Annotated in this window: 18 protein-coding genes; 13 read left to right on the top strand and 5 right to left on the bottom strand. The window is 72.5% G+C overall.

Annotation, left to right across the window (positions count from 1 at the left end; genetic code table 11):
- The first annotated feature begins 66 nt into the window (after positions 1 to 66).
- Complete coding sequence (locus AB0C04_RS07750; protein WP_357049952.1) at positions 67 to 1,362, top strand: DUF2314 domain-containing protein; 1,296 nt, start codon at positions 67 to 69, stop codon at positions 1,360 to 1,362.
- A gap of 147 nt (positions 1,363 to 1,509) precedes the next feature.
- Here AB0C04_RS07750 and gcvT read toward each other — a convergent pair whose 3' ends face one another.
- The gene (gene gcvT, locus AB0C04_RS07745; RefSeq protein WP_357049949.1) at positions 1,510 to 2,676 is read right to left on the bottom strand and encodes a glycine cleavage system aminomethyltransferase GcvT; all 1,167 of its coding nucleotides are present in this window, start codon (positions 2,674 to 2,676) and stop codon (positions 1,510 to 1,512) included.
- A 161-nt stretch (positions 2,677 to 2,837) separates the two neighbouring features.
- On the opposite strand from gcvT, the gene AB0C04_RS07740 reads away from it, so the two are divergent.
- A complete protein-coding gene (locus AB0C04_RS07740) occupies positions 2,838 to 4,409 on the top strand; it encodes a leucyl aminopeptidase (RefSeq protein ID WP_357049946.1) in 1,572 nt (523 codons plus the stop codon).
- Positions 4,410 to 4,495: 86 nt separating this feature from the next.
- Here the strand turns inward: AB0C04_RS07740 and AB0C04_RS07735 are convergent, their stop codons facing one another.
- Positions 4,496 to 4,825, bottom strand: a complete 330-nt coding sequence (locus AB0C04_RS07735; RefSeq protein WP_350872218.1) for a hypothetical protein — start codon at positions 4,823 to 4,825, stop codon at positions 4,496 to 4,498.
- A gap of 178 nt (positions 4,826 to 5,003) precedes the next feature.
- On the opposite strand from AB0C04_RS07735, the gene lpdA reads away from it, so the two are divergent.
- Both lpdA and sucB read left to right on the top strand, forming a co-directional pair.
- Positions 5,004 to 6,392, top strand: a complete 1,389-nt coding sequence (gene lpdA / locus AB0C04_RS07730; RefSeq protein ID WP_357049943.1) for a dihydrolipoyl dehydrogenase — start codon at positions 5,004 to 5,006, stop codon at positions 6,390 to 6,392.
- 73 nt (positions 6,393 to 6,465) lie between these two features.
- The gene (sucB, locus tag AB0C04_RS07725; RefSeq protein WP_357049941.1) at positions 6,466 to 8,277 is read left to right on the top strand and encodes a 2-oxoglutarate dehydrogenase, E2 component, dihydrolipoamide succinyltransferase; all 1,812 of its coding nucleotides are present in this window, start codon (positions 6,466 to 6,468) and stop codon (positions 8,275 to 8,277) included.
- Between the two features lie 80 nt (positions 8,278 to 8,357).
- On the opposite strand, the gene AB0C04_RS07720 is transcribed toward sucB, so the two are convergent.
- Positions 8,358 to 9,302 (bottom strand): SDR family NAD(P)-dependent oxidoreductase, encoded by a 945-nt coding sequence (locus AB0C04_RS07720; protein WP_357050765.1) that lies wholly within the window; start codon positions 9,300 to 9,302, stop codon positions 8,358 to 8,360.
- 146 nt (positions 9,303 to 9,448) lie between these two features.
- Between AB0C04_RS07720 and AB0C04_RS07715 the strand changes: the two genes are divergently transcribed.
- The 3 genes from AB0C04_RS07715 (at position 9,449) to AB0C04_RS07705 (ending at position 12,468) form a co-directional block, all read left to right on the top strand.
- The gene (locus tag AB0C04_RS07715; protein WP_357049938.1) at positions 9,449 to 10,027 is read left to right on the top strand and encodes a helix-turn-helix domain-containing protein; all 579 of its coding nucleotides are present in this window, start codon (positions 9,449 to 9,451) and stop codon (positions 10,025 to 10,027) included.
- 45 nt (positions 10,028 to 10,072) lie between these two features.
- Positions 10,073 to 11,413 carry a low temperature requirement protein A gene (locus AB0C04_RS07710; protein WP_357049935.1) on the top strand — a complete coding sequence of 447 codons (1,341 nt, stop codon included), beginning with the start codon at positions 10,073 to 10,075 and terminating at the stop codon, positions 11,411 to 11,413.
- Between the two features lie 131 nt (positions 11,414 to 11,544).
- The gene (locus AB0C04_RS07705) at positions 11,545 to 12,468 is read left to right on the top strand and encodes an LLM class flavin-dependent oxidoreductase (RefSeq protein WP_357049932.1); all 924 of its coding nucleotides are present in this window, start codon (positions 11,545 to 11,547) and stop codon (positions 12,466 to 12,468) included.
- 83 nt (positions 12,469 to 12,551) lie between these two features.
- Here AB0C04_RS07705 and AB0C04_RS07700 read toward each other — a convergent pair whose 3' ends face one another.
- Positions 12,552 to 13,391 (bottom strand): oxidoreductase, encoded by an 840-nt coding sequence (locus AB0C04_RS07700; protein WP_357049929.1) that lies wholly within the window; start codon positions 13,389 to 13,391, stop codon positions 12,552 to 12,554.
- 103 nt (positions 13,392 to 13,494) lie between these two features.
- On the opposite strand from AB0C04_RS07700, the gene AB0C04_RS07695 reads away from it, so the two are divergent.
- From AB0C04_RS07695 to AB0C04_RS07675, 5 genes are all read left to right on the top strand, one after another.
- Positions 13,495 to 14,397 (top strand): LysR family transcriptional regulator, encoded by a 903-nt coding sequence (locus tag AB0C04_RS07695; RefSeq protein ID WP_357049926.1) that lies wholly within the window; start codon positions 13,495 to 13,497, stop codon positions 14,395 to 14,397.
- 147 nt (positions 14,398 to 14,544) lie between these two features.
- Positions 14,545 to 15,009 (top strand): nuclear transport factor 2 family protein, encoded by a 465-nt coding sequence (locus tag AB0C04_RS07690; RefSeq protein ID WP_357049923.1) that lies wholly within the window; start codon positions 14,545 to 14,547, stop codon positions 15,007 to 15,009.
- A 94-nt stretch (positions 15,010 to 15,103) separates the two neighbouring features.
- Complete coding sequence (locus tag AB0C04_RS07685) at positions 15,104 to 15,463, top strand: hypothetical protein (RefSeq protein ID WP_357049920.1); 360 nt, start codon at positions 15,104 to 15,106, stop codon at positions 15,461 to 15,463.
- A 20-nt stretch (positions 15,464 to 15,483) separates the two neighbouring features.
- On the top strand, positions 15,484 to 16,968 hold the full coding sequence (locus AB0C04_RS07680) for a hypothetical protein (RefSeq protein ID WP_357049917.1): 1,485 nt from the start codon (positions 15,484 to 15,486) through the stop codon (positions 16,966 to 16,968).
- 220 nt (positions 16,969 to 17,188) lie between these two features.
- Complete coding sequence (locus AB0C04_RS07675) at positions 17,189 to 18,187, top strand: aldo/keto reductase (protein ID WP_357049914.1); 999 nt, start codon at positions 17,189 to 17,191, stop codon at positions 18,185 to 18,187.
- 102 nt (positions 18,188 to 18,289) lie between these two features.
- Here the strand turns inward: AB0C04_RS07675 and AB0C04_RS07670 are convergent, their stop codons facing one another.
- A complete protein-coding gene (locus AB0C04_RS07670) occupies positions 18,290 to 19,141 on the bottom strand; it encodes an NAD(P)H-binding protein (protein ID WP_357049911.1) in 852 nt (283 codons plus the stop codon).
- A gap of 319 nt (positions 19,142 to 19,460) precedes the next feature.
- Between AB0C04_RS07670 and AB0C04_RS07665 the strand changes: the two genes are divergently transcribed.
- Complete coding sequence (locus tag AB0C04_RS07665) at positions 19,461 to 20,360, top strand: TIGR01777 family oxidoreductase (protein ID WP_357049908.1); 900 nt, start codon at positions 19,461 to 19,463, stop codon at positions 20,358 to 20,360.
- The last annotated feature ends 31 nt before the right edge of the window (positions 20,361 to 20,391 follow it).

The raw sequence follows: 20,391 nt of genomic DNA, 5'->3' as shown, positions 1-20,391 counted from the left end.
ACAGGGTACGGCGCGCCGGGTAGCGTTCGGCTCGACAGCACCGGCGCCGCCAACCGGGGGACGAGAATGCTCATCACGGACGACTTCCTGCCCGTACCGGTCCCGGAGTCGCTCAACGCGACCTACCTGGTGCCCGTCACGGGTCTGCCGCGGGTCAGCACGAAGAGCGCGGTGGCGGCGCTCTCCGGCCGGCTCGCCGAGCCGGTGTTCGGGCTGGCCCGGCAGATGCTGGACAGCCCTCTGATGAGCGTGGACATTCGGCCGATCGGTGAGTTCCCCGAGCTGCCGCCGGACCTGCTCACCGCCTTCGGCGCCACGGAGGCACAGCTGGACCGGCTCGCCGCGGCCAGCCATCTGGTGGTGGTGCAGGCCGAGTACCGGCCGGGCTGGCCGCCGGCGCACGAGTGGTCGGCGCGGGCGGTGGCGGCGGCGGTCGCCGAGTCGGTCGACGGTGACGTGGTGGACGTCTTCGGGCTGCAGTTCCTGGACCCGGCCGCGGCGCTCCGGTCGCTCCCGGACGAGCAGGGTCGGATCCGGCTGGTCGACTGGGTGCTGGTGCCCTACTCGTCGGACGCCGACGGGCTCTGGTTCACCACGAAGGGGTTACGCCGGTTCGGGCTGCTGGAGTTGCAGACCCAGGGCGTGCCGGACCACCTGACCCGGGCCTGGGGCGCGGTGATGACCGGGGCGGCCCGGCGGCTGCTGCGCGACTGGACCGACGGGCTGGCCGGGGAGGAGGTGCCGGCGTTCGTGCAGCTGCCGGTGCTCGCCACGGTGACCGGGCACGACATCGCGGTGGCGTACGGCAACCCGGAGCAGCACGGCGCGACCGCCCCGGTGCTGCTGCGGCTGGAGTTGGACCCGGCGACCGACCCGGACGCCGACTCGTTCCTGAGCCTGCGCCCGCCCGCCGGGCACCCCGGGCCGGACGGCCGCTACTACGCCGCCGCCTGCGCCACTCTCTTCGCCGGGATCCAGCCGGACGTGCGGTACGCCCGCTCCGGGGACGCGATGAGCCGGGCGGTCGCCACCGCCCGGTCCGGCCTGGGCGACGTACGGGACCGGTTCGTCGCCGGCCAGCTGCCCCGGGAGGCGCAGCTGGTGGTGAAGTACGGCCTGCCCGGCGACGACGGACCCGAGTACGTCTGGGCCGGGGTCACCTCCTGGGACGCCGCGGAGCGGATCGTCGGCGTGAGCGCCAGCGACGCCGCCTCCGACCCGAGCGTGCGGATCGGCTCCCCGGTCGTGGTCGAGGCGACCGACGTCGTCGACTGGGCGGTGCTCGACGGCACCGGCGTCATCGAGGGCGGCTGGACCCAGGCCGTCCTGGACGCCGGCGAACGCCCCAACCCCAACCCCTGAGCCACCCACCCCAGCCCTGCCCGGCTCCGCCCCGCCAGAACCAGGTTGGTCAGGAGATTCGCGTCACGGATCACCCCGATCCTGACGCGAATCTCTTGATCAACAGTCCGTCGGTCCCCGCGGGCCGTCGGTGGGGCTGCGGTGGGGTTACTTGACGGAGGGGTGGACGAAGGGGGGTCGGGTGAGGCGCATCTGGGTGCGGCGGCCGCGGATGTCGACCTCCACGAGGTCGCCGTCGACCAGACCGGCGGCGGTGTCCAGCAGGGCCAGCGCGATGCCCTGCTTGCGGGTCGGCGAGAAGGTTCCGCTGGTGACGGTGCCCACCGTGGCGTCACCGACATGCACGCTCATGCCGGGGCGCGGGATCGCCCGGTCGACCGCCTCCAGGCCGCGCAGCGTACGCCGGGGGCCGGCGGCCTTCTCCGCGCGCAGCGCGTCGCGGCCCCAGAACGCCGGCTTGTCCCAGCCGACCGCCCAGCCCGAGCGGGCCTGCACCGGGGTGATCTCCAGCGACAGGTCCTGCCCGTGCAGCGGGTAGCCCATCTCGGTGCGCAGCGTGTCCCGCGCCGCGAGCCCGCACGGGCGCAGCGCGAACGCCTCGTCGGCGGAGAAGAGCGCGTCCCAGACCGCGGTGGCGTGCTCCGCCGGCACCACCAGCTCGTAGCCGAGCTCGCCGGTGTAGCCGGTGCGGCAGACGGTCAGCTCCACCGGGCCGGCGCCGCCGTCGAGGGTGGCCCCGGAGAAGCCGTCGAGGGTGGCCGCGGAGAAGCTCATGTACTCGTGCCCGGTCGGCAGGCCGAGCGAGGCGAGCAGCTCGGCCGAGCGCGGCCCCTGCACGGCGAGCACCGCGTACGCCTCGTGCTCGTCGGTGACTGTGACCGACGACGGCGCGGCGGCGCGCAGCCGGCGGACCACCTCGGCGGTGTTCGCGGCGTTCGGGATCAGGAAGACGTGATCGTCGGCGTGCAGGTAGGCGATGATGTCGTCGACCACGCCTCCGGTGGCGTCGTCGCAGCAGAGCGTGTACTGCGCCCGGCCGGGGCCGATCCGGCCCAGGTCGTTGCTGAGACAGGCGTTGACGAACTCGGCCGCGCCCGGGCCGGTCACCCGCGCCTTGCCCAGGTGCGACACGTCGAAGACGCCCACCCCCGTGCGTACCGCCGTGTGCTCGCGCAGGACGCCGCCACCGGCGTACTCCAGCGGCATCTCCCAGCCCCCGAACGGGGCGAACTTGGCGCCGGCGGCGGTGTGCCGCTCGTGCAGCGGGGAACGGCGCAGCCGGGTCGCGGCGGCGTCGGTGGTCACCTCGGTCATGGGTGGCAACTTACCGGGGGCGGACCCGCTGGTTAGCATCGGCGGGACCCGCCGGAGCCGTCGGCGGGACAGCCCCGACGTCCGGCGGGTAGGTTGCCGCCGAGACCTTCACCGCCGGTACGCGGCCTCGCGACCGGCCCGGCCCGCCCGGAGTAGCTTCAGTGACATCGCCCCGTACCACCCTCAGCCTGGTCGACACCGACCCCGCCGAGCTCGCCGTCGACGCCATCGTGATCGGCGTGCACAGCCAGACCGGAGAGCAGGTTGCCACCAGCGGCCTCGCCGGCACCCTGCTGCTCGCCAGCGGCGCGGAGAGCATCGCCGCCGCCTTCGACGGCAAGCTCACCGAGACACTGGCGCTGCTCGGCGCCACCGGTGGGCCGGGCGAGGTGACCAAGCTGGCCACGCTGGGCACGATCACCGCTCCGGTGGTGGCCGTGGTCGGCCTTGGCCCCGAGCCGACCGGTGCCGCCCCGAACCCGGAGGCGCTGCGCCGGGCCGCCGGCTCGACCGTCCGCGCCCTGGCCGGTGCGGCCCGGGTGGCGGTGGCCCTGCCGCTGCCGGACGACGCCGACGCCCCGGCCGCTCTGCGCGCGGTCGCGGAGGGCGCGCTGCTCGGCGGGTACCGGTTCGCCGGTTACAAGACCCGGCCGCAGCCGGCTCGCCGTGAGCCGGTGGCCGAGGTGCTGATCGCGGTGCCGGACGCCACCGACAGCACCGCCCAGGCCGAGGTCGCCCGCGCCCAGGCGGTGGCCGGTGCGGTCCGGCTCAGCCGCGACTGGGTGAACACCGCGCCGAACGAGCTGCGCCCGCCGGCCTTCGCCGACGTGGTGGCGGCCGCCGCGCGCGACGCCGGGCTCGGCGTCGAGGTGCTCGACGAGGCGGCCCTGGCGGCCGGCGGTTACGGCGGCATCGTCGCCGTCGGGCAGGGCTCGGAGGCCCCGCCGCGGCTGGTCAAGCTGACCTACACCCCGCAGGGCGGCGGCACCGGCAAGCGGGTGGCGCTGGTCGGCAAGGGCATCACCTTCGACACCGGCGGCATCTCGATCAAGCCGGCCCAGGGCATGTGGGAGATGAAGTCCGACATGGCCGGCGCCGCCGCGGTCGGCGCCGCCATGCTGGCGGTGGCCGCGCTCAAGCCGTCCGTCACGGTGACCGGTTACCTGCCGATGGCGGAGAACATGCCGTCGGGCACCTCGTACCGGCCCGGTGACGTGATCAGCATGTACAACGGCAAGAAGGTGGAGGTGCTCAACACCGACGCCGAGGGCCGGATGATCCTGGGCGACGCGATCGCCCGCGCCTGCGAGGACGGCTGCGACTACCTCTTCGAGACCTCGACCCTGACCGGCGGCCAGGTGATCTCGCTGGGTAAGCGGATCGCCGGCGTGATGGGCACGCCGGAGCTCTGCGAGCGGGTCCGCGTCGCCGGCGACGCGGTCGGCGAGCCGGCCTGGCCGATGCCGCTGCCGGACGACGTGCGCAAGGGCATGGACTCCGAGGTCGCCGACATCTCCCAGGTCAACGCCGGGATGGACCGCGCCGGGCACATGCTGCAGGGCGGGGTGTTCCTGCGCGAGTTCGTCACCGACGAGGTGGCCTGGGCGCACATCGACATCGCCGGCCCGGGCTACCACTCGGGCGAGCCGACCGGCTACTGGACCAAGGGCGGCACGGGTGTCCCGGTCCGCACCCTGCTGCAGCTGGTGGACGACGTCGCCGCCAACGGCTGAGGATGACGAGCACGACGAACGGGGCGCCCCACAGCGGGGCGCCCCGTTCCGTGTTCCCACCGTCGCGGGCCCCGGACGTCGTCCGGTCAGTACTGGTCGGGGCGGCGCTTGCGGCGCTCGTTGAAGTCGCGCATCCGCTGCGGGTAGCCCATCAGGCGCACGTCGTAGATCGGGATCGCCATCCGGTACGCGAACCGCCGGGCCCCGTCCGGGCCGTCGATCCGGCGGCGGGTCCACTCGCCGTCGTCGGCGATGAGCATCACGGTGGTCTCGGTGACGGTGGTCCGGGGCTCGATGAACGCCTCCACCCCGCGCCGGGTCCGGACAAAGCCCTCAAGATGCTCCAGATCGGCCCGGTCGGCCGCCCGGTCACGGCTCACCACGCGCGCCTGCTTGCGGCGCCGGAACAACCCCACGGAGCTCTCCCCCACAATCCGTCATCGAAGACGGTGCCAAGCGTACGTGTCGGGGACGTGTCGTTGGGCACCTCACTACGCGCCCTGTGCCCGGTGGTGACAAGATGACCGAGGTGGGGTGTGCCCGGCATTGCCCTGCCGTGACCCCCGATGCAGCGACGCGACCTGGGAGTTGGACGTGAGCGAGCCGAACGACGCAACCTTCGACATCGTCATCCTCGGAGGTGGCAGCGGCGGCTACGCGACCGCGCTGCGCGCCGCCCAACTGGATCTCTCCGTCGCGCTGATCGAGAAGGGCAAGCTCGGCGGCACCTGCCTGCACAACGGCTGCATCCCGACGAAGGCCCTGCTGCACGCCGCCGAGATCGCCGACCAGACCCGCGAGTCGGAGCAGTTCGGCGTCAAGGCCGAGCTGGTCGGCATCGACATGGCCGGCGTCAACTCGTACAAGGACGGCGTGATCGCCCGGCTCTACAAGGGCCTGCAGGGGATGCTCAAGAGCAACAAGGCGATCACCATCGTCGAGGGGCACGGCAAGCTGGTCGGCCCGAACGTCGTCGAGGTCGACGGCAAGCGCTACACCGGCCGCAACGTCGTGCTCGCCTCCGGTTCGTACGCCAAGAGCCTGCCCGGCCTGGAGGTCGACGGCGAGCGGATCATCACCAGCGACCACGCGCTGACCATGGACCGGATCCCGGCCTCGGCGATCGTGCTGGGCGGCGGTGTGATCGGCGTCGAGTTCGCCAGCGTGTGGAAGTCCTTCGGGGTGGACGTGACCATCATCGAGGCCCTGCCCCGGCTGGTCGCGGCCGAGGACGAGGAGTCCTCGAAGGCGCTGGAGCGGGCGTTCCGCAAGCGGAAGATCAACTTCAAGGTCGGCAAGCCGTTCGAGAAGGTCGAGAAGACCGACAACGGCGTCAAGGTGAGCATCGCCGGCGGCGAGACCGTCGAGGCCGAGCTGCTGCTGGTCGCCGTCGGCCGGGGCCCGACCACGGCCAACCTCGGTTACGAGGAGCAGGGCGTGAAGATGGACCGCGGCTACGTGCTGACCGACGATCGGCTGCGTACCAGCGTGCCGAACGTCTACGCGGTCGGCGACATCGTGCCCGGTCTCCAGCTCGCGCACCGCGGCTTCCAGCAGGGCATCTTCGTCGCCGAGGAGATCGCCGGGCAGAACCCGGCCGTGATCGACGAGGCCGGCATCCCGCGGGTCACCTACTGCGACCCGGAGCTGGCCTCCGTCGGCCTGACCGAGGCGAAGGCCAAGGAGCAGTACGGCGACAAGGTCAAGACCTACAACTACAACCTGGGCGGCAACGGCAAGAGCCAGATCCTCAAGACGGCCGGCTTCGTGAAGCTGGTCCGGGTCGAGGACGGCCCGGTGGTCGGCGTGCACATGGTCGGCGCCCGGGTCGGTGAGCTGATCGGTGAGGCGCAGCTCATCTACAACTGGGAGGCCTACCCGGCCGAGGTGGCGCAGCTCGTGCACGCCCACCCGACGCAGAACGAGGCCCTGGGCGAGGCGCACCTGGCCCTCGCCGGCAAGCCGCTGCACGCGCACGCCTGATCGAGAATTGATTCCGCGGCGTCCGGCGGCAGACGGGCGAGATCGCACCAGGGGAATGAAGGAGTCTTAGAAGATGCCGGTATCGGTCACCATGCCCCGGCTCGGCGAGAGCGTCACCGAGGGCACCGTCACGCGCTGGCTCAAGCAGGAGGGCGACACCGTCGAGGTCGACGAGCCCCTGCTCGAGGTCTCCACCGACAAGGTGGACACCGAGATCCCGTCGCCGGCAGCGGGCGTGCTGACCCGGATCGTGGTGGGCGAGGACGAGACCGCCGAGGTGGGCAGCGAGCTGGCCGTCATCGCGGGTGAGGGCGAGCAGGCCGGCGGCGGTGAGCCGCAGCAGCAGGCCCCGGCCGAGCAGCCGGTCGCCGCGCCGGCCCCGGAGCCGACGGCCGCCGCCGAGGGCACCGGCCCGGAGCCGGAGCAGGAGAAGCCGGCTCCGCAGGCGCCGGCTCAGGCCGCGCCGTCCGGCGGCGGCACCCCGGTCACCATGCCGGCCCTGGGTGAGAGCGTCACCGAGGGTACGGTCACCCGCTGGCTGAAGCAGGTCGGCGAGACCGTCGAGGTCGACGAGGCGCTGCTCGAGGTCTCCACCGACAAGGTGGACACCGAGATCCCCTCGCCGGTCGCCGGCACCGTGCTGGAGATCAAGGTCGCCGAGGACGAGACCGCGGCGGTCGGCGCCGAGCTGGCCGTGATCGGTGCCGCCGGCGCGGCCCCGGCCGAGGCCAAGCCCGAGCCGCAGGCCAAGCCGGCCCCGCAACCCGAGCCGAAGCCGGCTCCGGCCACCGAGCCGACCCCGGGCATGTCCTACAACGAGCCGGCCCCGGAGGCGGAGACCTCTGCGCAGCCGGTGCAGGCGGAGCAGCGAGCGGTGCCCGCGGCGGCGACCCCGACCCCGCAGCGCCCGTCGGCTCCCGCGCAGGGTGGCGGCGAGGAGGCCGCCGGCTACGTGACCCCGCTGGTCCGCAAGCTGGCCAGCGAGCACGGCGTCGACCTCTCCTCGGTCAACGGCACCGGCGTGGGTGGCCGCATCCGCAAGCAGGACGTGCTGGAGGCGGCGGAGAAGGCGAAGGCGGCCAAGGCCGCCCCGGCACCGGCCCCGTCCGCTCCCCCGGCGGCGCCGAGCAAGCCGGCCGCGAAGCCGCAGCCGAGCACGAAGCGGGGCAGCACCGAGAAGCTCCCCCGGATCCGCGCGGCCATCGCCAAGCGGATGCAGGAGTCGCTGCACGAGATGGCGCAGCTCACCACGGTGATCGAGGTGGACGTCACCAAGGTCGCCAAGCTGCGGGCGCAGGCGAAGGACGCCTTCCAGCAGCGGCACGGCGTGAAGCTCTCCTTCCTGCCGTTCTTCGCCCTGGCGGCGATCGAGGCGCTGCAGACCTACCCGATCGTCAACGCCCGGATGGACCTGGCGGGCGGGACGATCACCTACCCGGACGCCGAGCACCTGGGCATCGCGGTCGACACCGAGCGTGGGCTGCTGGTGCCGGTCATCCACAACGCGGGTGACCTCAACCTGGGCGGCATCGCCAAGCGGATCGCCGACCTGGCCGAGCGGACCCGGACCAACAAGATCAGCCCGGACGAGATCGCCGGGGCGACCTTCACGCTGACCAACACCGGCAGCCGGGGCGCCCTCTTCGACACCCCGATCGTGCCGTCGCCGCAGTCGGCGATGCTCGGCACCGGTGCCGTGGTGAAGCGCCCGGTCGTGGTCAACGACGCGGAGCTGGGCGAGGTCGTCGCCGTCCGGTCGATGGTCTACCTGGCGCTCTCCTACGACCACCGGCTGATCGACGGCGCCGACGCGGCGCGGTTCCTGGTCGCGGTCAAGGAGCGGCTGGAGGCCGGCAACTTCGAGGCGGAGCTGGGCCTGGCCTGATCCGCCGAGTACGCGAAGAGTGCGCCCCGGGGTGACCCGGGGCGCACTTTTTTCGTCTCCACCACGTCGCGAATGCCGACTCAGGCCCGCAGCGTCTCCTCGGAGACCCGCCAGAGCCGCTCGGCGGCCTCCGGGTCCATCGCGTACGGCGCGTACCCGGTGCGGGTGCCCGGCTGGTTCGGTCCGGCCTCCTGGCAGTCCTCGAAGTAGCGCCCGCCGACCTCCTCGAGCAGCGGCGAGGTGGCGACCAGCACCGAGGTCGCGGCGCCCTGCTCGGTGGTCTTCCAGTACGCGGCCCCGCCGCCGCTCTGCGCCCGCATCCGGTTCAACTCCTCGTCGCTGATGTAGCGCTGCAGGTTGGTCCGGATCGCGCCCGGCATCAGCGAGTTGGTGAGGATGCCCTCGTCGGCCCAGCGCCGGGTCGCCTGCAGGGCGAAGAGCACGTTGGCCGTCTTGGACTGCCCGTACGCCTCCCAGGGGTCGTACGGGCGGCGCTCGAAGTGGATGTCGTCGAAGACCACCGGCGAGCGCAGGTGGGCCGCCGAGCTGACCGCGACGACCCGGGCGCCACCGGCCGCGGCGAGCGCGCGGTGCAGGCCGGTGGTCAGCGCGAAGTGGCCCAGGTGGTTGGTGGCGAACTGCATCTCCCAGCCCTGCGGGGTGCGCATCTCGGGCGAGGCCATGATCCCGGCGTTGTTGACCAGGATGTGCAGCGGGCCGTCCCAGTTCGCCACGAACGTGGCCACCGAGGCCTGGTCGGCGAGGTCGAGCGGGGCGACCAGGATCCGGTCGTTGCCGGTGGTGGCGGTGATGTCCGCGGCGGCCTCCTGGCCGGCCTGCGGGTTGCGGACCGCGAGGGTGACGTCCGCGCCGGCCTGCGCCAGCGCCCGGGCGGTCTCCACACCGATGCCGGAGGCGCCCCCGGTCACGACGGCCCGGCGACCGGCGAGGTCGATGCCGCGGACCACCTCCTGCGCCGTGGTTTCGCGGGAGAAGGGCGTGTTCACGCGTGTGCTGGTCATGATCCATCCTTGTCGGCGGCGGCAGGCTCGCGTGGCCGGCCGTTACGATGGGAAGCGGAGGATCCTCCGTTATGGCCGAGCGTAACCGGAGGACCCTCCGAATGCCAGCCGGCCACCGAGTGGCCGACCCGACACCCCGAGGAGACGACGTGCCGGAGCCCGGCCCCCGACCGCTGCGGGCGGACGCCCAGCGCAACCGCCAGCGGCTGCTGGACGCCGCGGTAGGAGCGTTTTCCCAGGACGGACCGGAGGTAACGCTGGAGTCCATCGCCCGCAGCGCCGGGGTGGGTATCGGCACCCTCTACCGCCACTTCCCCACCCGGGAGGCGCTGGTCGAGGCGGCCTACCGCAACGAGCTGGCGAAGCTCTGCGACGCGGCCGACGAGCTGCTCGACCGGCTGCCGCCGGACCAGGCTGTCCGGGCCTGGATGGACCGGTTCATCGACTACCTCTCCACCAAGCGCGGCATGGCCGACGCGCTGCGCCTCGTGATCGCCGCCGGCAGCAATCCGTACGCCCAGAGCCGGGACCGGTTGCTCGGCGCGCTCGGCCTGCTGCTGACGGCGGGCGCCGCGGCGGAAACCGTCCGGGCGGACGTCCCGGCCGCCGACGTGCTGACCAGCCTCAGCGGGGTCTCCCTCGCCGCCGGCGAGCCGGCCCAGCGCGACCAGGCGCGCCGGCTGCTCGACCTGCTGATGGACGGGCTGCGCTACCGCGCCACGCACTGATCCGAATCCGACCCGGCGCCGCCCGCCCGCTGACAGACTCGATCGGTGGGGGGTCACCGGTGGCGCGACCGCCTGGGACCGGCGGTCTCGATCGCGCCCGGCGCTCGGGTCGACAGGTTCGAGGTCTTCTTCGACCTGGTCTTCGTCTTCTCCTTCTTCATCATCACGCGTGCCACCGCGATGAACATCAGCGGCACCAGCCTGCTGCACGCCATGCTCGTGCTCGCCGTGCTCTGGTGGTGCTGGGTGGTGCACAGCGTGGTCGCCACCCGGGTCCGGCTCGGCGAGGGCTTCGTCCCGGCGCTGATGGTGATCGGCATGGCCGCCCTCTTCTGCTTCGCGCTCTCCCTGCCGCAGGCGTTCGGCGACCCACGCCAGACCTCGGCCGGGCCGATGGTGGTGGCGATCAGCTACCTGGTGATCCGCGCCGTGCACCTGCTGCTCTACTGGCACATCGCCGAGGAGAAGCCGGGCGAGCGCCGGCTGCTGCTGAGGTACTCCCCGGAGGTGCTGTTCAGCACCCTGCTGCTGCTGGGCGCCGCGCTGATCCCGCCGTACATCACCGACGCGGGCCGCGCGACCCTGGTACGCGACGGGCTCTGGGTCGCGGTGGTGGTCCTCCAGTACAGCAGCGGCCTGGTCGCCGGAGCCTGGGGGTGGACGGTGACCTCGGCCGAGCACTGGACCGAACGGTACGACCTGATCCTGATCATCGCGCTCGGCGAGTCGATCATCTCGGTCGGCGTCGGCGGCAACCTGCTCGGCCAACCGGTCACCTGGGGAGCCGTCGCGGCGGCCGTCTGCGGCATCGTCTTCACCGCCGCGCTCTGGTGGGCGCACTACGACGTGATCGGCCCGGCCGCCCGGATCGCCCAGCACGCCGCGGAGGGCCGCGCCCGGGTGGCCATGGCCCGCGACGCGTACGCCTACCTCTACCTGGTGATGATCGCCGGGATCATCCTCTTCGCCCTCGGCGCCGAGGAAGTGGTCCGGGAGATCGCCGACCCGCACATCAGCCTCCTGGAGCCGACCCACGGACCCGGCGTGGCACTGCTCTACGGCGGGGTGGCCTGCTACTTCTGCGGCAACATGCTGTTCCAGTGGCGCACCCTGCGCACGCTCTCCTGGACCCGGGTCGGCGTGGTGCTGGTGCTCGGGAGCACCATCCCGTTGGCCGCCTGGCTGCCCGGGCTGGCGGCGCTCGTCCTGCTCACCCTGATCTGCGTCGGCCTGGTCGCGGTCGAGGTGCTGGTCATGGCCGACTCCCGGCGGACCCTGCGGGAGGCGGTCTTCAAGGAGAAGGCGAGCCACGAGGAGCACGAGGTGGCCTTCCGCGCCGCCTGGCACGAGCCCCCGCAGGACAGGTCCGAACGCGCCGACGGCTAGCGGCCGACAGCACGGCCCAAGCCGGCGTGCTGCGGCCGCCACCATCGCCACCAGCACCAAGACGGTCTGCCGGTAGCAGAATCGGCCCTGGCAGGCTGGCCGACCCGGCCGGCGCCCGGCAGGGTGGGCGCATGGTCACCTTCACCCTTCAGGCCAGCCCGTCCGACGCCGCCAGCTGGGCCGACCTCGCCCGGCGCGCCGAGCGGGCCGGCTTCGACGCCCTGACCTGTGCCGATCACCCCGGCGCGGTCGCCACGCCGTTCGTGGCCCTGGCCGCCGCCGCGGCGGTGACCAGCACCATCGGCCTCGGCTCGTACGTCTCGAACGCCGGCGTCCGGGAGCCGATGCTGCTCGCCGCCGACGTGGCCACCCTCGACCTGGTCTCCGGCGGGCGGGCCCGGCTCGGCATCGGCGCCGGCCACACCCCGGCCGAGTGGCGGGCGGTCGGGCGGGAACGGCCCGACGTGGCAGGCCGGGTACGCCGCTGCATGGCCGTGGCCGAGGCGGTCCGGGCCCTGCTCGACGGCGAAGAGGTCACCGTCGACACCCCCGAGCTGGCCCTGCACGCCGCCCGGCTGGAGAAGCCGCGCCCGGTGCAGCGGCGGATCCCGCTGACCATGGGCACGGCGAACTCCACGCTGCTGCGCTGGGCCGGCGCGCACGCCGACGTGGTCGGGCTGGCCGGGCTGGGCCGCACCCTGCCCGACGGCTACGCCCACGAGGTGCGCTGGCGGGAGGCGGACATCGAGGCGCAGCTCGCCCAGGTCGCGGCCGGCGCCGAGGGCCGCGCCGAGCCGCCGGAGCTGGAGTCGTTGGTGCAGCAGGTCGTGGTGACCGACGACGCGGAGGCCGCCGCCGCGCAGACCGCCGAGGACACCGGCCTGAGCGTCGCCGAACTGCTCGCCACCCCGTTCGTGCTGATCGGCACGGAGGACGAGATCGTCGCGTCGGTCGCCGCGCACCGCAAGCGCTGGGGCGTCACCCGCTACGTCGTTCGCAAGGACGCCCTCGACCCGCTGGGCGCCTTCCTGCCCCGCCTGATGGCTGCGGCGTAAGGGACCACCGGAAGGACCCGGCACGTCGCGGGCTCCGCAGTCGCGCTCGCGTGACGGGCCTCGACCGGCGTCAGCGCAACGCCTCAGGCGACCGCGGTCGACCTGCTGAGCTCTTCCCAGTTGGCGACGTCGGCCAGCAGGGCACCGTGGTGCTCGCGGAGCCCGTCCACCGCGTCACCGCCGAGCAGCAGCCGCAGCGGCGGCCGGTCGCTGTCCAGCGCCTTCAGAATGGCCGCCGCGCCCTTCGCCGGGTCGTTCGGCTCCGCACCCAGCAACTCGTCGGTGAACCTCCGGGTCGCCCCGGCCGTGTCCCGGTACGCCGCCATCGCCTCGGTGACGTACTTGTTGGTGTTGAACTCGGTACGGAACGCCCCCGGTTCCACGATCAGCACCCGTACGCCCAGCGGCGCCAGCTCGGCCGCCAGCGTCTCCGACAGCCCTTCGAACGCCCACTTCGCGGCGTGGTACGCCCCGAATCCCGGGTACGTCTTCTGCCCACCCAGGGAGCTCATCTGCACGATGGTCCCGCTGCCCTGCTCGCGCATCAGCGGTACGACCGCCTTGGTGACCTCGGCCGCGCCGAAGAAGACCACCTCCATCTGCTGGCGCAGCTCCGCCATGGTGACCTCCTCGATCGCGCCGAGGACCAGCGAACCGGCGTTGTTGACCAGGACGTCGATCCGGCCGTGCAGCGCCAGCGTGGCCTGCACCGCGGCGTCGATCGAGGCCGGGTCGGTGACGTCCAGCGCCACCGTGTCCACCCGGCCCCGGCCCTGCTCCACCAGGTCTGCCAGGGTCTCCGGCCTACGGGCGCTGGCCATCACCCGGTCGCCGGCGGCCACCGCCGCCAGCGCGAGTTCCCGGCCGAAGCCGGAGGAACAACCGGTGATCAACCAGACCCGGCCCTGCGTGTTGTCCTGCATTTTTCCGCTCCCATGACGTGTCGTCGTGAACAGCGACGATGCTGCCCGCGGGCGGCTGGTCACGGCCAACACCGGTTGCCTGGCACGGCGGTAGGCTCGGCCTGTGACCCCTGATCTTCGGCAGCTCAGGTACTTCGTCGCCGTTGCCGAGGAGTCGAGCTTCACCCGGGCCGCCACCCGGCTGATGATCACGCAGCAGTCGCTCTCCCAGCAGATCAACGCGCTGGAACGGATCCTCGGCGCGAGACTGTTCGACCGGGACAGCCGGGGCACCAGACTGAGCGACACCGGGGCCCTGTTCCTGCCCGAGGCACGCGCGGTGCTCGACCGCGCCGACGAAGCCGTCGCCGTGGTCCGCCGGGCCGTGAACGGCGAGATCGGCCGGCTCCGCCTCGCCTTCCTGGCCACCACCGCGAACCACCTGCTGCCGCCGGTGGTCCGGGCCGCCCGGGAACACCTCCCCGGCCTGGAACTCGTCACCGAGGAAACGACCGTCGGGCCGCTGGTCGAGGGCCTGTTCGACGGCCGCTACGACCTCGCGTTCACCCGTCCGCCGCAGGTCCCCGGCCTGGCCTCCCGGACGCTCGCCACCGAACAGGTGTGCGTCGTTCTGCCCGAGGGTCACCCACTCGCCGGACGCGCCGAACTGACCCTGCCGGAGCTGGCGGACGAACGTTGGGTGATGACCCCGCGCAGCTCCTGGGAACCCTGGCACCGGGTGTTCGACGAGAAGTTCCGAGCCGCCGGATTCGTCCCCGACATCGTCGCCCGGGACGCCAGCGCGCAGGGGCTGCTCGGCCTCGTCGCGGCCGGCGTCGGGATCACCCGGCTCGGCTTCTCGGCACACAACCTCCGCCGTACCGGAGTGGTGTTCGTACCGCTGACCGGGGAGTTCACCCCGACCGAGATGGTCTGGCTGCCCGAGAACCGTTCGCCCGCGCTGCACCGGGTGGTGGACGTGGTGACCGAGTTGGCCGCCACCACGGACCTCACCGCCGCCGGCTGAGGCTCGCCCGCCGAGGATCGGGGGTCACAGGCGGAGATTGTGGGCGTACCAGGTAGTCCGTGTTGGCCGGTCTAGAACTGTATGGGCCAGTATCGTCCCTGGCAACGTGCCACCGGCTCATTCACCCGCAGACCACAAGGACCCACCATGAGCACTCCCCGACAACTTTCCGACGAGGCAGCTGACCGGCTCGCGATCCGTGACCTGGTCGACGCCTACGCCCGTCTCGCGGACCGGCGCGACGCCGAGGGGCAGGCTGCGCTCTTCACCGACGAGGCCCGCGTCGCCGTGTACGACGGCGAACCCGACAGCACCGAGCCGACGCAGGCGCTGACCGGTCGGATCGAGCTGGCGGCCGCCTTCGGTGGGCTGGCGAACTACGAGCGGACGACCCACTTCAACGGCCAGAGCACCGTGAAGCTCGACGGTGACCGGGCCACCGGGGAGACCTACTGCCTGGCGCACCACCTCTGGACCGAGGATGGGCAGCGCACCCTCATGGTCATGTCGATCCGGTACCACGACACCTTCGTCCGGCAGGGCGATCGTTGGCTCTTCGCCGAGCGCCAGCTCATCACCGACTGGGTTGACCGCCGGCCCTCGACGTCCTGACTACCGCACTTCCGACACACGGCCAGCCGATCGGTCCCTTGACGCCACGACACCCCACGCCCACATTGGAGGTGTCGTGGAAAGGTGACACACCGTGAACATCGAGATCGCCGACCAAGCTGATCTCGATCGGGCGGAGACGCTGGTCTCGTGGCTACAGCGCCCCCATCTCGACCGGGTCACCGTCACGATGCCCGGGCTCGATGACACCGAGCGTGACCGAGCGGCCAGGGCGATTCGGCACCTGTTCAACGACTGCGGCTGCACCTGGGCGGCGGTGGCGTTCGTCGCCGCCGGGGCCGCGGCCGTCCTGATCGGGCCGAGCGGCGGCCGGGCCGTCGCCGTGGCCGCGGCCGGCTGTCTCACGACGGCGGTCGCCGACAAGCTCCTCGGCCTGGCCTGGAGCCGAAGGCGCCTGCTCGCGCGACTGCGCTCCCTGCATTCAGCCTCCTGACCCGAAGGAGGGGATCTCTCATGGCACTCGTCTGCACCGAAATCACCGAATGGGTCGAGGAGGAGGTCTCCAAGCCCGTCGAGGAATGGGAGGAGCGGCAGGAGAAGAAGTGCAAGGACTACCCCTGGTACGACCCGCGCGGCTGGGTCTGCTGGTTCGTCACGTACTTCGTGAAGGTCATCCGGTGGGTGGTCGTCATCGTCGGCAAATGGGTGATCCGCACCGTCTGCAAGCTGGTCGGGGTGGTCGTCGAGGCGCTCGTCGACATCGTCGGCGGGTTGTGGGACGTCGTCGTCGGCATCGTGACGCTCGACTGGCGGCGGATCCTCGACGGCCTGCTGCGGATGGTGATCGGCGCGCTGCTGGGGCTCATCCGGCTGGGCCGGATCGTCTTCCTCGGCGACACGTTCGACTACATCATCGAGGAGATCAACAAGGAGCGGCTGCGCCGCTACGTACGCGGCCTGCTGGAGGCGAAGTACTCCGGCGACACGCTGACCGACATCAAGGCGGCGATCCGCCTCGACCACGGCGCGTTCGGGCTTCGCCTGCACGCCACCGCGTACCGCACGGTGCTCGACTCCGAGGCGATGACCGACGCGGACCCCACCGCGCCGAACCTGGTGGTGCTGCACGAGCAGGGCGCGATCAACCTGCGGGCGCTCTGCGGCTTCGAGTACGACGAGGGCTTCTGGAACCGCAAGCGCTACAAGACCCTCAAGAAGGGGACCGTGCTGGGCGGCGGGGGCGGCGGGGAGTTCGACAACCCGATCTCCGCCGACGACCTGGACACCTACCTCAGCTCACGGGGCGCCCAGGGCCCGCCGTTCATCGTGCTGCCGATGCGCGACGGCGCCCTGGACACCAAGGTCTCGACCGCCAGCGAGAAGGGGCGCGAGCTGGCACTGATGCTGGACTTCGACAAGGAGACCCGGCCGGTCACCGCCGCCGCCCACATCGTCCACCCGGGGTACGACCGGCCGAACACCCATCTCGCGCTGACCGGCTTCCTGACCGACGTGCTCGGCCGCCGGAACAAGACCGCCGACCCGGCGGGCGCCACCGCCGACCTCTGCCATCCGGTCGCCGCCGGCGTCTTCCGCTACACCGACGGCCTGCGCGGGATCGCGAACAACCTGCACGACAGCGCCTGCGGGCTGGACGGCAAGAGCACCTCCGGCGTCTCGTTCATCGACAACACCCCGGACCAGCTCTGGAAGTACGTGCCGATCCACGAACTCGGCCACTACTTCGGGCTCTGCCACACCGACGGGGTGGACCGGATCATGTACTCGCCGAAGACCAACAGCTGGTGGCGTGGCTGGGCCATCCCCCGCGGGCTGCTGAACGTCTACCTGCAGGGTGAACCGACCTTCAGCTACGGCGAGGCCAAGGCGACCTGGGACTACGTGGTGGCCCACTTCGCCCCGCAGTGCCTGGGCGCGCGCCCGATCGTCATCGAGGTCCGTCCGACGACCGCCGGATCGGCCGGCGCCGTCACCTGACCGACACGAGCGTGGCACTCGGCACCGGTGATCGACTCGAGATCATTCCGACTTGATCCACACCAGGACGCCGGCCTGGCGGTATCCGACGCGCCCGGGACACCGCCATACCGGCGACACGGAGTCGATCAGGCCGGCAGCCGCCCGTACCCCTGGCTTCCCGGAACGGGCGCCCGTTCCGGCTTGACTTCGCGCGCACTCGAACGAGGAAGCTGGGCGCATGACGACGACACGGAGACTGGGCCGCAGCGGGATCGAGGTCAGCGCGATCGGCATGGGCTGCTGGGCCATCGGCGGACCACTGTGGGGCGACGGCGGGCAGCCGTTCGGCTGGGGCGAGGTCGACGACGCCGAATCGATCCGGACCATCCACGCCGCGCTCGACGCGGGCGTCACCCTCTTCGACACGGCCAGCAACTACGGCGCGGGGCACAGCGAGCGGGTCCTCGGGCGGGCGCTCGCCGGCCGCCGGGACCGGGTGGTGATCGCCACCAAGTTCGGCAACCGCTCCGACGAGGCGACCCGGCAGTGGATCGACACCGACGCCAGCCCGGCGTACGCGGTGCGGAGCCTGGAGGAATCGCTGCGCCGGCTCGGCACCGACCACGTCGATCTCTACCAGCTGCACATCAACGACCTGCCGGTGCCCGCCGCGCTCGACCTGGTCGACACCCTGGAGGACCTGGTCACCCAGGGCAAGATCGGGGCGTACGGCTGGAGCACCGATCACCCGGACTCGGCGGAGGCGTTCGCGGCGGCCGGCCCGCACTGCGCCGCGATCCAGCACGACCAGTCGCTGCTGGCCGACAACGCCGCGATGCTGGCGGTCTGCGACGGCCACGACCTGGCCAGCCTCAACCGGGGTCCGCTGGCAATGGGCCTGCTCACCGGCTCGACGCGCGCCGTCGGGGCGGACGACGTGCGCGGGAGGGCACCGGAGTGGCTGGTCTGGTTCACCGACGGCCGGCCGACTCCCCAGTGGGCGGCCCGGGTGGAGCAGGTCCGGGCGGCGCTCACCGCCGACGGCCGTACCCTCGCTCAGGGCGCGCTCGGCTGGCTGCTGGCCCGCAGCCCACGGACGGTGCCGATCCCCGGCGCCCGCACGGTGGCCCAGGCGACGGAGAACTTCGCCACCCTGGCGCTCGGCCCGCTCGGCGACGACGCGTTCGCCGAGGTCGAACGGCTGCTGGCCGACCTGCGCCCGGCGCACGCCGGCTGACCGCCCGGGCCGCCGACCTGCCCCGGTCACCGCTGAGCTCGCCGCACCCGACGCGGCGGCCGCGGCCCGCTCGCCGCTGAGCGGGCCGCGGTGGCCGCCCGCTCAGCGGAAGTCGTCGGCGTGGTCGGCGGCCCACTGCCGGAACGTGCGCCCGGGACGGCCGGTGACCTCCTCGACGTCGGGAGCCACCCAGGCGTTGCCGTCAGGGTGCTCCCCCATCGTGAGGAACCACTCGATGACCTCCTCGGGATACCAGCCCTGCCAGTGCTCGCGGGCCTGCTCCGGGGTCAGCTCGTCGAACCGGACCTCCCGGCCGATCGCCTCGCCGAGCATCCGGACCACGTCGCGGCGGCGGACCGGCTCCGGGCCGGTGGGCCAGTACGTCCGCCCGGCATGGCCGTCCTCGGTCAACGCGACGAGGGCGACAGCGGCGATGTCCGCCTCGTGGACCATGGCGCTGCTCCAGTCACCGAAGGGCGCCCGGACGACGCCCTCGGCCCGGATGCTCTGCGCCCACTCCGAGGTGTTGGCCATGAACTCGCCGGGGAACAGGTGCGTCCACTCCAGACCGGAGTTCTCGATGGCCCGGTGCAGCGGCCGATGATCCGCTTCGATCGGGTCGTCGTCGTCCCGGCTGGGATCGTTGTGGCCGAGGTGGGTGACCCGCCGTACGCCGGCCTGCCGGGCCAGCTCCAGGATCTCCGGGCCGGTCGTCAGCGGCCCGTAGCCGTCCATCGCGACCAGATGCATCCGCTCCACTCCCCGTAGCGCCGGAACCAGCGTCCGGGGCGTGGCGAAGTCGCCCGGCACCACCTCCACCTGGCGGGGCAGGCTGGCCGCCGCCGGGGATGCGGGATCCCGGGTCAGCGCGCGCACCTCGTGACCGGCGGCCACCAACTGCCGGACCAGGCTGCCTCCGACGGTTCCGGTCGCTCCGGTGACCAAAATCGGCATGGCCTCTCCTCGGGAATCGACCCGGCGGCGGGCAGGGGACATCCTCCCCACCAATGGGGGACGCCGTCCGGATGACTCATGCTGATTCATTCCACCCCCGCGGGCAAATGCGAACAACGCATTCACCTTCCCTCTGACCTGGGAAAACACAATTCGCGCGGGATGCCGCCCGCCGCCTTTTTCCGCGCCGGTGACCGCCGATGACATGGGCTTTCGTCAGGTGCCGGGCCGGCCGGCAGAAAATCGAGCCGTCGCCCGCTTCCCGTGACATTGGCCCTCCGACGCGCACACCGGCGCCGGCCTGCACGAAGATGGAGGCATGCGGATCCTGATGGCCGGCGTGTCCGGCTTCCTCGGCACCCGGCTGGTGGACCGGCTCACCGCCGACGGCCACCAGGTCACCCGGCTGGTCCGCCGCCCGCCGCGTGCCTCCGACGAGCGACAGTGGAATCCGTCCGCCGCGCAGCTCGACCCGGCGGTGGTGGCCCAGGCCGACGCGGTGGTCAACCTGGCCGGCGCGGGCGTGGGCGACCGGCGGTGGAACGCCGAGTACCGGCAGCTGATCCGGTCCAGCCGGGTGGACAGCACCACCACGCTGGCCATCACCATCGCCGGCCTGCCGGCGCAGGACCGGCCGGCGGTGCTGCTCAACTCGTCGGCGGTCGGCTGGTACGGCGACACCGGCGACCGCGCGGTGGAGGAGGACGCGCCGGCCGGCGAGGGTTTCCTCGCCGACGTGTGCCGGGTGTGGGAGGCCGCCACCCGGCCGGCCGAGGACGCCGGCGTCCGGGTGGCCCGGCTGCGGATCGGCCTGCCGCTGGACCGCGCCGGCGGGATGCTCAAGCCGCAGTTGCTGCCGATGCGGCTGGGCGTCTCCGGCAAGCTCGGCGGCGGCCGGCAGTGGTGGCCGTGGATGTCGATGGCCGACTTCCTGGACGCGGTGGTGTTCCTGCTGGAGACCGACGACCTGGCCGGCCCGGTGAACATGGTCGGCCCGGCCCCGGTGACCAATGCCGAGTTCACCCGGGAGTTGGCCCGGCAGCTGCACCGGCCGGCGATCATGCCGATCCCGGCGGTGGCGCTGAAGGTGGTGCTCGGCGGCTTCGCCACCGAGGCGCTGTCCAGTTCCCGCGTGCTCCCCGGCGCCCTCACCCGCGCCGCCTTCCCCTACCGCCACCCCGACCTGGCGAGCGCCCTGCACGCCGCCCTCACGGACTGACCCCCCATTGCCGCGGTGATCAAGAGGCTCG

This window comes from Micromonospora sp. NPDC048909, from assembly GCF_040649635.1.
Taxonomy (GTDB): domain Bacteria; phylum Actinomycetota; class Actinomycetes; order Mycobacteriales; family Micromonosporaceae; genus Micromonospora.
The sequence above is the reverse complement of the archived record's forward strand: the minus strand, read 5'-3'. Positions and strand labels throughout refer to the sequence as shown.